The sequence below is a fragment of the Mesorhizobium sp. M0001 genome, assembly GCF_040324255.1.
Taxonomy (GTDB): domain Bacteria; phylum Pseudomonadota; class Alphaproteobacteria; order Rhizobiales; family Rhizobiaceae; genus Mesorhizobium.
This window is the reverse complement of sequence record NZ_JAMYVS010000009.1, coordinates 181,869-196,231: the sequence shown is the minus strand read 5'-3', so window position 1 is coordinate 196,231 and position 14,363 is coordinate 181,869. Positions and strand designations below refer to the sequence as shown.

15 protein-coding genes are annotated in these 14,363 nt (G+C 63.4%); 9 read left to right on the top strand and 6 right to left on the bottom strand.

All coding sequences use genetic code 11. From position 1 onward, the window contains the following. Positions 1 to 25 precede the first annotated feature (25 nt). Positions 26 to 433, top strand: a complete 408-nt coding sequence (locus tag NKK50_RS23670; protein ID WP_023683511.1) for a DUF2000 family protein — start codon at positions 26 to 28, stop codon at positions 431 to 433. Here the strand turns inward: NKK50_RS23670 and NKK50_RS23665 are convergent. Beyond that, positions 430 to 1,218, bottom strand: coding sequence for an alpha/beta fold hydrolase (locus NKK50_RS23665; RefSeq protein ID WP_023683512.1), 789 nt, complete (start codon positions 1,216 to 1,218; stop codon positions 430 to 432). The genes NKK50_RS23670 and NKK50_RS23665 overlap by 4 nt on opposite strands. Before the next feature lie 128 nt (positions 1,219 to 1,346). Between NKK50_RS23665 and NKK50_RS23660 the strand changes: the two genes are divergently transcribed. From NKK50_RS23660 to NKK50_RS23640, 5 genes are all read left to right on the top strand, one after another. Further along, a complete protein-coding gene (locus NKK50_RS23660; RefSeq protein WP_023755786.1) occupies positions 1,347 to 2,288 on the top strand; it encodes a LysR family transcriptional regulator in 942 nt (313 codons plus the stop codon). Positions 2,289 to 2,470: 182 nt separating this feature from the next. Next, complete coding sequence (locus NKK50_RS23655) at positions 2,471 to 3,355, top strand: DMT family transporter (RefSeq protein ID WP_032889662.1); 885 nt, start codon at positions 2,471 to 2,473, stop codon at positions 3,353 to 3,355. A 65-nt stretch (positions 3,356 to 3,420) separates the two neighbouring features. Then, the gene (locus NKK50_RS23650) at positions 3,421 to 4,443 is read left to right on the top strand and encodes a LacI family DNA-binding transcriptional regulator (protein WP_023671355.1); all 1,023 of its coding nucleotides are present in this window, start codon (positions 3,421 to 3,423) and stop codon (positions 4,441 to 4,443) included. Further along, positions 4,440 to 5,423, top strand: a complete 984-nt coding sequence (locus NKK50_RS23645) for a 2-hydroxyacid dehydrogenase (RefSeq protein ID WP_352543919.1) — start codon at positions 4,440 to 4,442, stop codon at positions 5,421 to 5,423. Before NKK50_RS23650 ends, NKK50_RS23645 begins: the two co-directional genes overlap by 4 nt. Positions 5,424 to 5,505: 82 nt before the next feature. Then, positions 5,506 to 5,916 carry a hypothetical protein gene (locus NKK50_RS23640; protein ID WP_023671353.1) on the top strand — a complete coding sequence of 137 codons (411 nt, stop codon included), beginning with the start codon at positions 5,506 to 5,508 and terminating at the stop codon, positions 5,914 to 5,916. A gap of 10 nt (positions 5,917 to 5,926) precedes the next feature. Here NKK50_RS23640 and NKK50_RS23635 read toward each other — a convergent pair whose 3' ends face one another. Beyond that, the gene (locus tag NKK50_RS23635; RefSeq protein ID WP_023671352.1) at positions 5,927 to 6,700 is read right to left on the bottom strand and encodes a gamma-glutamyl-gamma-aminobutyrate hydrolase family protein; all 774 of its coding nucleotides are present in this window, start codon (positions 6,698 to 6,700) and stop codon (positions 5,927 to 5,929) included. A 295-nt stretch (positions 6,701 to 6,995) separates the two neighbouring features. Here NKK50_RS23635 and NKK50_RS23630 point away from each other — a divergent pair, with 295 nt between their 5' ends. Continuing rightward, positions 6,996 to 8,105, top strand: coding sequence for a TRAP transporter substrate-binding protein (locus tag NKK50_RS23630; RefSeq protein ID WP_023725935.1), 1,110 nt, complete (start codon positions 6,996 to 6,998; stop codon positions 8,103 to 8,105). Between the two features lie 249 nt (positions 8,106 to 8,354). Here the strand turns inward: NKK50_RS23630 and NKK50_RS23625 are convergent, their stop codons facing one another. From NKK50_RS23625 to NKK50_RS23610, 4 genes are all read right to left on the bottom strand, one after another. Beyond that, positions 8,355 to 9,383, bottom strand: coding sequence for a zinc-dependent alcohol dehydrogenase family protein (locus NKK50_RS23625; protein ID WP_352543918.1), 1,029 nt, complete (start codon positions 9,381 to 9,383; stop codon positions 8,355 to 8,357). Positions 9,384 to 9,416: 33 nt separating this feature from the next. Continuing rightward, on the bottom strand, positions 9,417 to 11,195 hold the full coding sequence (locus tag NKK50_RS23620) for a TRAP transporter large permease (protein WP_352543917.1): 1,779 nt from the start codon (positions 11,193 to 11,195) through the stop codon (positions 9,417 to 9,419). Further along, the gene (locus NKK50_RS23615) at positions 11,192 to 11,797 is read right to left on the bottom strand and encodes a TRAP transporter small permease subunit (RefSeq protein ID WP_352543916.1); all 606 of its coding nucleotides are present in this window, start codon (positions 11,795 to 11,797) and stop codon (positions 11,192 to 11,194) included. The genes NKK50_RS23620 and NKK50_RS23615 overlap by 4 nt, the downstream gene beginning before the upstream one ends. Positions 11,798 to 11,994: 197 nt before the next feature. Next, positions 11,995 to 12,900: a branched-chain amino acid ABC transporter permease gene (locus NKK50_RS23610; RefSeq protein ID WP_352543915.1), complete on the bottom strand. Its 906-nt coding sequence runs from the start codon at positions 12,898 to 12,900 to the stop codon at positions 11,995 to 11,997. A gap of 148 nt (positions 12,901 to 13,048) precedes the next feature. Between NKK50_RS23610 and NKK50_RS23605 the strand changes: the two genes are divergently transcribed. Beyond that, positions 13,049 to 13,657 carry a CGNR zinc finger domain-containing protein gene (locus NKK50_RS23605; protein ID WP_023746551.1) on the top strand — a complete coding sequence of 203 codons (609 nt, stop codon included), beginning with the start codon at positions 13,049 to 13,051 and terminating at the stop codon, positions 13,655 to 13,657. After that, complete coding sequence (locus NKK50_RS23600; protein WP_023746550.1) at positions 13,650 to 14,180, top strand: hypothetical protein; 531 nt, start codon at positions 13,650 to 13,652, stop codon at positions 14,178 to 14,180. Before NKK50_RS23605 ends, NKK50_RS23600 begins: the two co-directional genes overlap by 8 nt. Positions 14,181 to 14,363 lie beyond the last annotated feature (183 nt).

Here is a 14,363-nt window from a genome sequence, read left to right as displayed (position 1 = left end):
GGCGTGCTCCGGAGTCCTCATTTTGGTGTTCGATACGAAATTTGCAATCGTGCTGCGGGACGATCTCGCCGTCTGGCAAAAGCTCAACGTCGCCGCCTTCCTGACCAGCGGCATCGTCGCGCAATTCCCCGCCATTATCGGCGAACCCTACCGCGACCGCGCCGGCAACCTTTATAATCCTCTGTCGATCCAGCCGGTCATCGTGCTTTCGGCCGATGGGCCGACGCTCAACTCCATCCACCGGAAGGCGCTGGAGCGGGGCGTGACGGGGTCAGCCTATGTCGAGGAGATGTTTGCCACCGGCTTCGATGCGGCCAACCGCGCGGTCTTCGCCGAGTTCGGGCCTGAGGACGCCAAGATCGTCGGCATCGCGCTGCGTGCCGACAAGAAACTCGTCGACAAGATCACCAAGGGCGCCCGCATGCACGCCTAATTCAGCAGGAAGCGTGTAACGGCGCTCATGAATTCAGTCGGCCGCTCGACGTTCAGCATATGGACGCCCGGAAGCAGTGTAAGCGTGGCGCCGGGGATGCTGGCTGCGATCGCCTCGCTGTGGCTTGCCAGCGTTACCTTGTCGTCTTCTCCACCGATCACCAGGGTGGGCGCGGTAATGAGGGAGACAGTCCGGCGCAGATCGCAATCGCGTACGGCGGCGAAGCATCCCGCGAGACCTTGGGGCGGCGTCGCCAGGACCATCGCGCGGAACGCGTCGACGGTTTCGTTTGGGCCGGCAAGCATCGAGGCGGGAAACCAGTTGTGCATGAACATGTCCGCGGTGGCCGACATGTTGCTCGCTGCAAGGACAGTCCTGATCTGCTCATCAAAGTAAGAAGCCGGCCCGAGATGCGGCGAGGTGTTGGAAAGGATGAGACGCTCGATGCGCTCCGAGGCATGGATACCCAGCCACTGCCCTACGAAGCCGCCCAGCGACAGCCCGCAGAAATGCACGCGGGCGATTTGAAGCGCATCCAGCAGCTCAAGGACGTCGCGGCCCAGCCGATCAAGCGAATAGGCTCCGGCCGGAGCATCGGAACTGCCGTGGCCGCGCAGATCATAGCGCAGCACCCGGAAAGATCCGGCAAGTTCCGCTAGCTGCCGGTCCCACATATGCAGGTTCGTCGCAATGGAATTCGAGAGCACAAGCACAGGGCCGGCCCCCGCCAGCTGATAGGCGATCCGGCAGCCGTCGCCCGTCGTAAAATAAAGCGTGTCAGTCATCTGGTCCTCATCTCACCCTGGCGAAAGGAGTTCCATGCTCCCGCCGCCCTTTGAATGAGCCACCCTAGGCCTCGTAATTATCCAGGAAAATTACTATGATTGGACGATCTCAGTAGGTTTTTACGATAATGAATGGTCTGAAACTCCACGACTTACGGTGCTTTGACGCCGTGGCAAGCGAGGGCAGCTTCCAGGCGGCCGCCCTCGCCTTGAATCGATCGCATCCATCCGTCTTCGCCGCTGTCGCACGCCTCGAGCAGTTGCTCGGGCTCACACTTCTCGACCGCAGCGGATATCGGGTGGGGCTGACGGAGGCGGGCCGCGAGTTTCACGCGCGAGCGCAGCTGACATTGCGCGAGCTCGACCATCTGCGAACCTATGCGGGCCAGTTGGCGAGCGGCGAGGAGACGGTCCTGCGTGTCGTCATGGGTGATCTCTGCCCGCGACCGCAAATCCTGCGTATGCTCAGCGGCTTCTTTGCCGAACGCACCGGGACACGCCTGCACCTGGAGTACGAGGCGGTCGGCGGTCCGCTCGAACGGTTGATGGAAGGCTCGGCTGACCTCATCTTCCATCGCGCGGATCCTTCCGATCCGCATCTCGAGCGGATCGATCTCTGCGCGGTGCCCCTCGTGCCGGTGGTGGCGCCTGGGTTCCTTCCGTTCGCGCCTGGCCGCGAGATTGCGCCGGAGCAGATGCGGCCCTTCACCCAGTGCGTGATCCGCGACACGGCGCGGCGGCCATCGCCGGAGAGCTATTTCCTCATCGACGGTGCGCATCAGTGCTCGGCGCCGGATCATCTGATGAAGAAGGAACTGATCCTTCACGGACTGGCCTGGGGCCATCTGCCGGCATGGCTGATCGAGGACGAACTGCGGGATAGGAGGCTGATCTCGATCGCTGGTGCACATCTGCCCGGCCGGACGGAGATCTTGGCGGCGGTGCGCCGGCGCGACCGACCGCATGGACCCGTCGCCGAGGCGTTGTGGCTTCATCTCCAGGCGCAAGTGGCATCCGACGGCAAAGCACCGGGATGTCAGAACGTCGCAGCGGAACGCAAAGCGCCTTAGCTGGCATCGGATCGGCCTGCGCTGAACCTGTCTCAGACGCCTGTTGTGCCAGTCGCTTTTGGCTTGCCGAGCGCTGGAGATTGCCGCAAAGGTTAAGCGTTGATCCTCCCTGCCCGGCCTGACATTTGAACGTTCCCGCAAGATCAGACGAAAGCGCAACGCCGCCCGCGGCGATGCTGTTCATGCTTTCCACCTATGTCTTTTTCACCTTTCTCGACACATCGAGCAAATATCTGGTGCTGGCCGGCGTCTCGGCGCTGATCGTCGCCTGGGCCCGCTTCACCGTCCATGTCCTGCTTGTCGGCGTTTTTCTGCGCGGCTGGCGCGAGCCGTCGCGCTTCCGCGCCAACAATCTGTCGGCCCACATCCTGCGCGGCGGACTGCTGTTCGGCTCGACCATGTGCAACGTCATGGCGCTCAAGACACTGCAATTGGCCGAGACCACCTCGATCTACTTCTTCGGCCCGATGGTGATCACCGCCCTTGCCGGACCGCTGCTTGGTGAATGGGCCGGCTGGCGGCGCTGGCTGGCGATCCTGTCGGGCTTTGTCGGCGTGCTGGTGATCACAAGGCCTGGCGTCGGCGTGTTCGGCGTCGGCCACCTCTTTGCGCTCGGCTCGATGCTGTCGAACAGTTTTTACGTCATCATGACGCGGCGCATGTCGGCCAGCGAAAGCTCGGAGAGCCTGATCCTGTTTTCAGCGCTGGCGCCGGCCGTGCTGCTTCTGCCGATGCTGCCGTTCTCGCATGGGCTGCCGCAGGATGGCTGGCACTGGTTTATCCTTGTGATGCTGGGTGTGTTCGGCGCCGGCGGCCACTGGCTGCTGGTTCAGGCCTACCGACTGGCGACCACCACGGCGCTGGCGCCTTACCCGTATTCGCAGATGGTCTGGATGATCCTGTCCGGCTGGATCATCTTCCATCAGTTCCCCGACCGCTGGACGCTGGTGGGTGCTGCCATCATCGTCGCCAGCGGCCTCTACATCATCCATCGCGAGCACCGTTTGCGGCTGCGCAATCGCACGACCGTCGATGTCGAGGCGGAGGCTCTGGCGAAAAAACTTTGATTTGCTCCGAATCCGATGGCATAACGCCGCATTTAAAAAATTTAAAAAACTCGGGGAGCGAAGGGCTGGCACAAAAGATCAAGCTTTCGACGATCGCGGATGCGCTTGGCGTCTCCACGGCCACGGTCTCCCTCGCCTTGCGCGACAGTCCACTGGTCGCAGGCGCCACGCGTGACCGCATCAAGGAGCATGCGCGGGCCATCGGTTATATCTACAACCGCCGCGCCGCCTCACTGCGCACCTCGCGCTCGGGGATTGTCGGCGTCGTCGTGCACGACATCATGAACCCGTTCTTCGCCGAGATCCTGCGCTCCATCGAAAGCGAACTCGATCGCAGCCGGCAGACCTTCATCCTGTCCAATCACTACGACCAGCTGGAAAAGCAACGCACCTTCATCGATACGCTGCTGCAGCTCGGCGCCGACGGCGTCATCATGTCCCCGGCCATCGGCACGCCGGCCTCCGACATCGTCATGGCCGAGGAAAACGGCCTGCCTGCGGTGCTGATCGCACGCAGCGTGGAAGGCGCCGACGTGCCGGTGTTTCGTGGTGACGATGCCTATGGCACGGCACTTGCCACCAATCATCTGATCTCGCTCGGGCACAAGCGCATCGCCATGATCGGCGGCACCGACCAGACCTCGACAGGGCGCGACCGCTACCAGGGCTATCTCAACGCCATGGAGGCCGCCGGGCTTGAGGTCAGGCCGTCCTGGCGCATCGCCGGGCCGCGCACCAAGCAGGGCGGATTCGAGGCGGCTGGACAGTTTTTGGCGCTTAAAGACAAGCCAACCGCCGCTTGCTGCTGGAATGATCTGGTCGCCATCGGCCTGATGAACGGCATTGCCCGCGCCGGCCTGGTGCCGGGCGCCGACATCTCGGTGACCGGCTATGACGATCTCGAGGAGGCGGCAATCGCGACACCGGCGCTCACCACGGTCTGGAATGGCCAGCGAGAGGTCGGCCGCCGTGCCGCCAGCGCGCTGCTCGACAAGCTGAACGGACAGGCGGTACGGCCGTCACAGGAACTGATCAAGCCGGAACTGCATGTGCGCCAGTCGACCGGCAAGCCGGTGGAGCGTGCATGACCAAGACTGATGCGTTGCAGACCGTCGCCGTTCTGGTGCCGGGACATTTCAACGACCATGCGGTCGAGCGCATCGACCGCACCTTCAAGCGGGTCAAGATAGAGCGCGCCGATCCCGCCCTGGTCACCGACGAGATGCGCCATGACGTGCGCGCCATTGCGTCCTTCGCCGGCGTCAATGCGGCATTGATGGATGCATTGCCCAACCTCGAACTCATCGCCTCCTTCGGCGTCGGCTATGATTCGGTCGATGCCGGCCATGCGGCCAAGAAAAACATCATGGTCACCAACACCCCCGATGTTTTGACCGAGGAGGTCGCCGACACCACGATCGGCCTTTTGCTCAACACCGTGCGTGAACTTTACAACGCCGAGAAATGGCTGCGCGACGGCAGTTGGGTGAAGAAGGGCAACTATCCCCTGAGCCGGCTGACCTTGCGCGGTCGGCATGTCGGCATTTTCGGCATGGGCCGCATCGGCCTTGCCATTGCGCGCCGGCTGGAAGCGTTCGGGCTGCCGGTGGCCTACCACAACAGGCGCAAGGTCGAAGGTCTGGCTTATGAATACCACCCGACTCTGAAGGGCCTTGCCGAAGCGGTGGATACGCTGATTTCCGTGGTGCCGGGCGGCGCTTCCACGGAGAAGGCGGTCAATGCCGAAATCCTGGCGACGCTTGGCGCCAACGGCGTTTTCGTCAACATCGGCCGTGGCAGCACGGTCGACGAGGCAGACCTCGCCGCAGCGCTTGCCAACGGCACCATCGCCGCGGCCGGGCTCGATGTTTTCGCCGATGAACCGAATGTGCCCAAGGCTTTGCTGGAGGCGCCAAACACCTCGCTTTTGCCCCATGTCGGCTCGGCCTCGCACCATACGCGCCGCGCCATGGCGGATCTGTGCGTCGACAATCTGGTATCCTGGTTCAGCGAGCGCCGGCCACTGACCCCGGTGCCTGAGACGGCGCAAGTCAAGCCACGAAGCTGAGCGGCTCTCTGCCACACTCGTTAACGTCGGCTTAACGCTTTGGAATCATTCTGCATCTGCGCCGGGGGGCGCGGAGTGCAAGATGACGAAACTTCCGGCATCGATTGCGGCAGCGGCACTTTTCGCCGGCTTTCAGCTGTTTCACGGCGGCAGCAGTGAAAGTTCGGCCAATGAAGCAAGGCCGGCAACCACCTTCAGGCTGGTCGCCAATGGCGACGAAGGCGACTGCGCGGTTAGCCGCGGCGCCGCGATTGACGATGGCCTGTCGCTGTTGACCGTGGCGCCGAATTGCCGCGGGCTGCTGCCCGGCATCGAGCGGGCAAAATTCTGGCGAGAGGGCGAGGACGGCACGATCGCGTTTAGCGCCGACGGCACCGACCCGATCGTCACCTTCTCGGTTGCGGATGGCGACGGCTACGAATCCTACGCTCCGGCCACGCCGCTGCTGTCGCTGGCGACAACCGGCGAACGGGATCAATCCGCCGGCAATTGATCGCCGGGATTTATTCCGCCGCCGCCCGCGCGCCGGCCTTCGCCGCCGCATGCAGCCGCACCGCATCGCCGAAGGCGCGGAAGATCTTGGCCGAGTTGTTGTCCGACTTGACCCAGTATTCGGGGTGCCATTGCACGCCGACGGCGAAGGCGCGGGCGTCCTTCACCGAAACTGCCTCCACCGTGCCGTCGCCGGCAACGGCCTCGACCTGCAGCTTCGAGCCGAGCCGGTCGATGCCTTGGCGGTGCAGCGAGTTGACCTTGATGTCGCCGGCGCCAAACACGCCGGCCAGGCAGCTGCCCGGCTTGATCGAAATGGTCTGGTGAATGGCGAAGCGTTCGTCCTGGTTGTCGCTCACCGGCGCGCGATGGTCGAGCGAGCCTTCGCGCTCCTGGATCTCGGTGCCAAGCGTGCCGCCCAGCGCAACGTTCAACTCCTGGATGCCGCGGCAGATGGCAAGCAGCGGCACGCCGCGCTCGATCGCCTTGCGGATCAGCGGCAGCGTGGTGGAATCGCGCGCCGGGTCGTAGGGGCCGTTGGCTTCGCTGGCGTCGCCGCCATAGAGCGATGGATGCACGTTGGACTTCGAGCCGGTGACCATGACACCGTCGACCGAAGACAACAGTTCGTCGAAATCGAGCCGGTCGCCGAAGGACGGCACCAAAAGCGGGAACACGCCGGCGCCGGAAAGTGCTGCCTCGATATATTGCTGCGGGACGGCATGCCAGGTGTAGTTGTCGAACTGACGGACGTCGGTCGATATGGCGACGAGCGGCTGGTGCATTTTGGGTCCGGATTCCATTTGGAGCGAAGCGAATAATCTATTGTGCCTGCAAAATAGGCGATCCGAAGGCGCTTTTCCATGGCAAGTTTCGCCATCTCGCATGGGCCACGCGCGACCGTTAGACTATAGTTGCAGGCTGGCTGGCCGGCCGGCGGATTTGTCGCCAGCGCCGCCGTCAAATCCCGCTGCCATGCTGGACTCGACCCCTTGCCCGTGTATTGTTTCGGCAAATCGATACCGGGCGCGAGGAGATGTCCCTGATGTCGGTTTTGTTGGTCCAAAAGGGAGGTTCTGCATGGATCGTCGTTCATTCATCCGCAAGGCCGGGGTCACCGGCGTGGGCGCTGCGGCGGCTGCCGCGACGCTAGCCGCACCGGCAATCGCCCAGTCCAATCCGAAAGTGACGTGGCGGTTGGCGTCATCCTTCCCCAAGTCACTCGATACGATCTATGGCGGCGCGGAAGTCTTCTCCAAGATGCTGTCGGAGGCGACGGACGGCAATTTCCAGGTCCAGGTCTTCGCCTCCGGCGAACTCGTGCCCGGCCTGCAGGCGGCCGACGCCACCACTGCCGGCACCGTCGAGGCCTGCCACACGGTGTCATACTATTACTGGGGCAAGGACCCGACATGGGCGCTCGGTGCGGCAGTGCCGTTCTCGCTCAACGCGCGCGGCATGAATGCCTGGCACTATCATGGCGGCGGAATCGACCTGTTCAACGAGTTTCTTGCCACGCAAGGCCTGTTCGGCCTGCCCGGCGGCAACACCGGCGTGCAGATGGGCGGCTGGTTCCGCAAGGAGATCAACACCGTCGCCGACCTCTCCGGCCTCAAGATGCGCATAGGCGGCTTTGCCGGCAAAGTGGTCTCGAAGCTCGGTGTCGTGCCGCAGCAGATCGCCGGTGGCGACATCTATCCGGCGCTGGAAAAGGGCACCATCGACGCCGCCGAATGGGTCGGCCCCTATGATGACGAGAAGCTCGGCTTCTACAAGGTCGCGCCCTATTACTACTATCCCGGCTGGTGGGAAGGCGGCCCGACCGTCCATCTCCTGTTCAACAAGGCGAAGTACGAAGAGCTTTCGCCGGCCTACAAGTCGCTGGTGCACACGGCCGCGCACGCGGCGGACGCCAACATGCTGCAGAAATACGACTACCTCAATCCTGCAGCAGTGAAGCGGCTGGTGGCCGGCGGCGCGAAATTGCGCCCGTTCAGCCAGGACATCATGGCCGCCTGTTTCGAGAAGGCCAATGAGGTCTACACCGAAATGGAAGCCACCAACGCGCCGTTCAAGAAGATCTGGGACTCGATCAAGGGCTTCCGCAAGGAGCATTATCTGTGGGCCCAGGTGGCCGAGTACAATTACGACACCTTCATGATGGTCCAGCAACGCAACGGCAAACTGTAGGCTGGGATCTGCCCCTTCTCCCCGTCACTATACGGGAGAAGGTCCCGGCAGGGGGATGAGGGGCGGCGCAACTTCGGCGATTGATCGCCTTGGGGTTTGTAGCCGCCCCGAAATTATAGCTTATCTTTCCAAGCGTTGACGCTACCCCTCACCTGCCTGCCGGCATCCTCTCCCCGTATAGTGACGGGGAGAGGGGCGCGGTCATCGCCGTTTCGCCAATCGCCAACGCCGCAGGATTGAGGCTGCCCTTCATTCCCTGCCCGGCACCACCAACACCTTGACCTCGCCGGGCGCTGCCGGGTTGGAGACAACCGAGGGGGCTCCGTCCAGGCCGACCTGTCTGGAGATGAGCTTGTCGATCTCGATTGCCCCGGACGCGACAAGGTCCGCCGCTCGCCCGTGGGTGAAGGGGTTGATGAACGAGCCGAGAACCTTCAGTTCGCGAAACAGGATGTCGAACGGTTCGAAGGGCACTTTCACGCCTTGCGGCATCACGCCGACGATCACCACCGTGCCGCCGGACTTCGCCAGCCGCATCGATTGTTCGACGGTATCGGGGACACCGGCGCATTCGAGCACCACGTCGGCCCCGCCGGGCACAAGGCCGGTTGGGCCGGCGATCGCCTCGATCGGGTCGACCGCGCTTGGGTCGACCGTCGCCGTTGCACCGAGCTCTTCGGCGAGCGCACGGCGGGAGGCCTGCCGCGTCGACAGGATGATGGTCGCCGCTCCTGCGAGCCTCGCCAATTGCACGGTAAGCAGGCCGATGACGCCGCCACCAAGCACCACCACGGCAGCGCCGGGTCTGATTCCGGCGAGGTCGACAGCGTGCAGGCAGCAGGCCAGCGGCTCGCAGAAGGCGCCATGCGTTGGCTTGAGGTTCGCAGGCAGAAGAAAGGCCTGGCTCTGCGGCATCACGACGTAGTCGGCGAAGCCGCCGTCGCGATGGATGCCGATGGCCCTGAGATTGCTGCACAGATTGACCCGGCCAGCCCGACAATGACTGCAGCGTCCGCAGAAGATGTTGGGATCGCCGGTAACACGGTCACCTATGGCGATGCCGGAAACCGCATCGCCGACAGCCTCGACGATGCCGCAGAATTCGTGACCAAGCGTCACCGGCGGGCTCGAAGGGAATTCGCCGTGGAGGAGGTGACGGTCGGTGCCGCAAACGCCGCAGGCTTCGACGCGCACCAGAACGTCCTGCGGTCCCGCAACAGGCTTGTCGACCTCCCGTAGCGCAATGCTGCCCACGGCTTCCAGGCGCACGGCTCTCATGACATCCTCACTCAGGTTCTCAGTGTTCACACATCAGTTGAAGTTCGGCGGCTGCGACAGGTCGGTCGCCGGCGCCGTCGGCTTGGCGGGCGGCGTCTCGCCGAGATTCGGCGGCTGCGAGAGATCGTTCGACGGTGGCGCCGCAGGTGATGGGCCACCGTTGGCTGGTGGTGGTGTGCCGAGAGGCGCAAGGCCTGGCATATCAGGCAAGTTGATCTCGATCGTTCCCGGATCGACGGCCGCACCCTTGTAGCGCATGACCATTTGCGGGAAGGCGATGGTCAGCCCGATCATGATCACCTGGATGCAGACGAAGGGCACGGCGCCCCAATAGATCTGGCCGGTGGTCACCGGCGCGATCTGCTTGCCGGTGAGGCGATCGAGATAGGGCACGCGCGCGGCGACAGAGCGCAGGTAGAACAGCGCAAAGCCGAAAGGCGGGTGCATGAAGCTTGTCTGCATGTTGACGCCGAGCAGCACGCCGAACCAGATCAGGTCGATGCCGAGCTTATCGGCAGCCGGCGCCAAGAGCGGTACGATGATGAAGGCGAGCTCGAAGAAGTCGAGGAAGAAGGCGAGCACGAAGACCAGGATGTTGACGCCGATCAGGAAGCCGACTTCGCCGCCCGGCAGCGACGTCAACAAATGCTCGACCCAGACGTGGCCGTTGACGCCGTAGAAGGTCAGCGAGAACACCCGCGCGCCGATCAGGATGAACAGCACGAAGGAGGAAAGCCTGGTGGTCGACGCGAGCGCCTGTTTGATGACATCCAGCGACAACCGCCCCTTCATTGCCGCCATCGCCAGGGCGCCAACCGCGCCCATGGCGCCGCCCTCCGTCGGGGTGGCGATGCCGAGGAAGATGGTGCCCAGCACCAGGAAGATCAGCGCCAGAGGCGGGATCAAAACGATGATCACCTGCTGCGCCAACCTGGACATCATGTTGATGTTCAGGCCCTTGTCGGCGATCGCCACGATATAGATCAGGATCACCCCGATGCTGGCGCCAAGGATATCGGCATTGTCGCCATGCGCCGGCGCAAGGTAGCGATAGGCCGCATAGGAAGCCGCGACTGCCACCAGCAGTGCCGCGAGCAGCGACAGCACGCCGTGGCCAAGCGTGCGGGCCGCCAGCGGCAACGCTGGCATCGAGTTCGGCCGGACGATCGACATGATCAGGATGTAGAGCGTGTAAAGGCCGGTCAGCACCAGGCCGGGGATCAGCGCGCCGGCATACATGTCGCCGACCGAACGGCCGAGCTGGTCGGCCAGAACGATCAGCACCAGCGACGGCGGGATGATCTGGGCGAGTGTGCCGGATGCCGCGATGACGCCCGACGCCAGTCGTCGGTCATAGCCGTAGCGCAGCATGATCGGCAGCGAGATCAGGCCCATGGCGATGACCGAAGCCGCGACCACGCCCGTGGTAGCGGCAAGCAGCGCGCCGACGAAAATCACCGCATAGGCAAGGCCGCCGCGAACCGGGCCGAACAGCTGGCCGATCGTGTCGAGCAGGTCCTCGGCCATGCCCGATCGTTCCAGCACGATGCCCATGAAGGTGAAGAACGGGATTGCCAAGAGCGTGTCGTTCGACATCACCCGGCTGCCGTAGAAATTGTCGGGCAGCGCATGCAGCAGCGGCCACGCCAGGTTGATCGAGCCGCCCGAATAGGGCGACAGCACGACGCCGATGAAGAAGAACATCAGGCCGTTTGCGGCGAGTGAAAAAGCGACGGGATAACCGATCAGCAGGAAGATGATCAGCGAAGCGAACATGATCGGCGCCATGTTCTGGGCGATGAACTCGATCATGGGCGCGCCTCCTGGGCGAGCGCCTTGGCCTCTTCAGCAAGGGCTTTCGCCTCGAGCTCGGCCTGTTCGTGCACCGAGATGAACGGATTGGGATCGTCCATGTCGCCGCGCATGATGGCGATCTTCTTGATGATCTCGGAGATGCCCTGCAGCGCCAGCAGAAAGAAGCCGACGAGCAGGATCGCCTTGGCCGGCCAGATGATCAGGCCGCCGGAATTGTTCGACATTTCGCCGCTGCGGAACGACAGCGACACGTAGGGGACAAAATAGATCACCATCAGCGTCACGAACGGCATCAGGAAGAAGACATGGCCGAGCAGGTCGATCCAGTGCTGCACGCGGCGCGACCACATGCCGTAGACGATGTCGATGCGGATATGGTCGTTCTGTTTCAGCGTGTAGGCGGCGGCCAGCATGAAGGCGGCGCCGAACAGGTACCACTGCAGTTCCAGCCAGGCATTCGACGAGACGTCGAAGACCTTGCGGACGATGGCATTGGCGGCGCTGACCAGGATTGCCAGCAGGATCAGCCACGATATCCACCGGCCGATGAACTCGTTGATACGGTCGATCGTTCTGGATAGAGCGAGCAGCCCTGCCATGCATTTCCTCCCTGAGGTCGAAGGCGCGCCGGCTCCCCTATTTTCCGTCGCGCCGCTGTGGCCCAACGGTATGCCGTGCGTGGTTCGGCGGGTCAACATGGCATGGGCGCGATCAACGCCGTCGTGACGGGAGGCAGGGGATAAGTGCCGACCGGCTGCTGCGTCATGCAACCAAAGTCTGACAGCGGATGCGGCGATCAGGCGATCTTCTGCTGGTCGCGGCCGGGACCGATCAGCACAAGTGCCGCGACCAGGAACAGATACATCCAGCCATCGCGCCATTCGATCGGGAAATAGCCGGCCCATAGCGACTCCGTCATGCCGAAGGCGGCCGCACCGAGCGCGGCCCGAGGCGGAGAGAGATAGCCGCCCACCGCCGTCACGAACAGGATTTTCAGCCCGTAGACGAGGCCGGAGCCGAAGCTGACATTGCCGTAGTAAAGGGCGGCCATGATTCCGGCCAGCGCGGCGCAGAAACCGCCGAACAGCACCGCATGCCGGAACACTGCGCGCACGTCCACGCCGCACATGGCAGCCGCTTTGGGATCGTCGGAGACGGCGCGCCAACAGCGACCGAAGCCTGAGCGGGCAAACGCCCATGCAGCGAGCATGATCGCTGCCAGAACCACCGCGCAATCGATGAGCTGGATCAGCGTCAGCGTCGCCTGGAAGCCGGCATCCTGAGCGAAGACAATGGGTTGCGCCAGCATCGGCGGCAGCCACCAGTCATGCGTGTCGGCGGCGATACGGCTTGCTTCCGACAGCACGAGCAGGATGCCGAGCGTCGTCACCACAATGGCATTGGGCGTGCGGTCGGCCAGCGGTTCGAAGACGCTGCGCGACAGCACGTGGCCGATCAGCGCGGCATAAAGGAAAGCCGTGACGACGCCGAGCACCACTGCCGCCAGCAAGGTCAGCCACAATACCTGATAGCCGAAGGCCACGGTCAGGATCATCGTCTGGCCGCAAAAGGCGAACAGCGCGCCATAGGCGAGATTGGTCCGGTGCAGGATGCCGTTGGTCAGCACGTAGCCGAAGGCAAGCAGCGCATAGAGCGCGCCGGAATGCAGCCCGTTCAGCACCTGCTGGAAGAAATAGAGCATGGACAGCTTTCAGGGCATGTCGCCCAAAAGTGCAAAGCGGTTTTGGGGCAACGACTTGCCTCAACAAAATCCTGCGCCGGAGCCCGCGCCAAGGTTTGCATCGTAAAATCTAACTTGTCAAACGCGATTTATCGGTTAGATTTCTGATATGACAGTATCTTGGACCCCACATCGCTTTACCGGCGGCATTCTTGCGCTCGATACGGCCAACACCGTGGTGTTGCGCAACGATCCGGAAAAGACTTTCGACCGTTTTGCCGATCCGGCCGAGATCGCGCGCTTCGCCAACGCCGCAACCGGCTTTCGCGGTGCCGAGCTTGGCGGCAGACCGCTGGAGGCGACCTCGCCGGACAGGATCGCCCCGGTGGTGCTGGCGATCCGCGAGACGACCGACCGCCTGTTTCGCGGCGCGGTGTCGAAAGGTGCGCTTGCCGCCGGCGACCTCGCCGCTTTTCTCAAGGCCTGCGCCAACGGCCTCGATCGGAGCCCTGCCGAAATCGGCGCACCGGGTAGACCGTTCGGCGATCCATCGACGCCGATCGCGTTCGAGGCGGCGCTGGCGGTTTCGGCCTTGTCGCTGCTGCGCGACGACACGGTCGCCAGGCTCAGGATCTGTCCCAATTGCAGCTGGCTGTTCGTCGACAGGAGCCGCAATTCCAGCCGCCTTTGGTGCGATATGGCTGTGTGCGGCAACCGCCAGAAAGCAAGCCGTCACTATCGCCGCCGCACGGCGGCACATGAGGTCAACAATGCTTAGGGTTGTTTTTCGTTCGATCCTTGTCGGTGCTGCGCTCATTGCAGCCGTTGCGCTTGGCGCCTGCCGCGACACCGGCGGCGACGGCAAGCTGTTCGAGGTTTCCGGCAAGGTCGTCGTCTTCAATTACCGCCTCGCCCGGGCGACCTATGTCGTGACGCTGCGGCCCCTGCAGCCGATGGGCGAAGGCCAGGTTGCGGTCGCCAGCTTCCAGAATCCGGCTGGCGGTCCTCCCCTGGTGATCGAGCAGAAGGTCTGGCCGAAGCTCGACAAGGTCAGCCTGGAAAGCCCGGCGCTGACCTGTATCGTCAAGGACAAGCCCTATGCGATTTCGATCAGCATCAGGGGTCCTGACGGCACGTTCCTGCAGAAGATCGACACGACGCTGATGTCGAGCGAGGACCAGTCGATCCTTCCCGACCGGCCGCTGGTGGTCGACCAGCTCTATACGGCCAATCCCGATCTTGCCGGCCATCCCGACGGCAAGCTGCCGGGTGAGCCGAAGCCGGATTGCTCGAAAGGCTGACGCGTCTTTGCCCGGCGCGACTGCGTGGAAATTTCTGGTCGCCGGACAACCGCCGCGGACCGATTTCGTGCCGAATACGCGACGGCAGCGGATCGTTCGTTGCGCTTTGCCTGGCACTTTCGATTTCGTTTGACCTGCCTTGCAAGCGGAGAAAGACTGCGCCATCTCACTCCTACGTTGGCT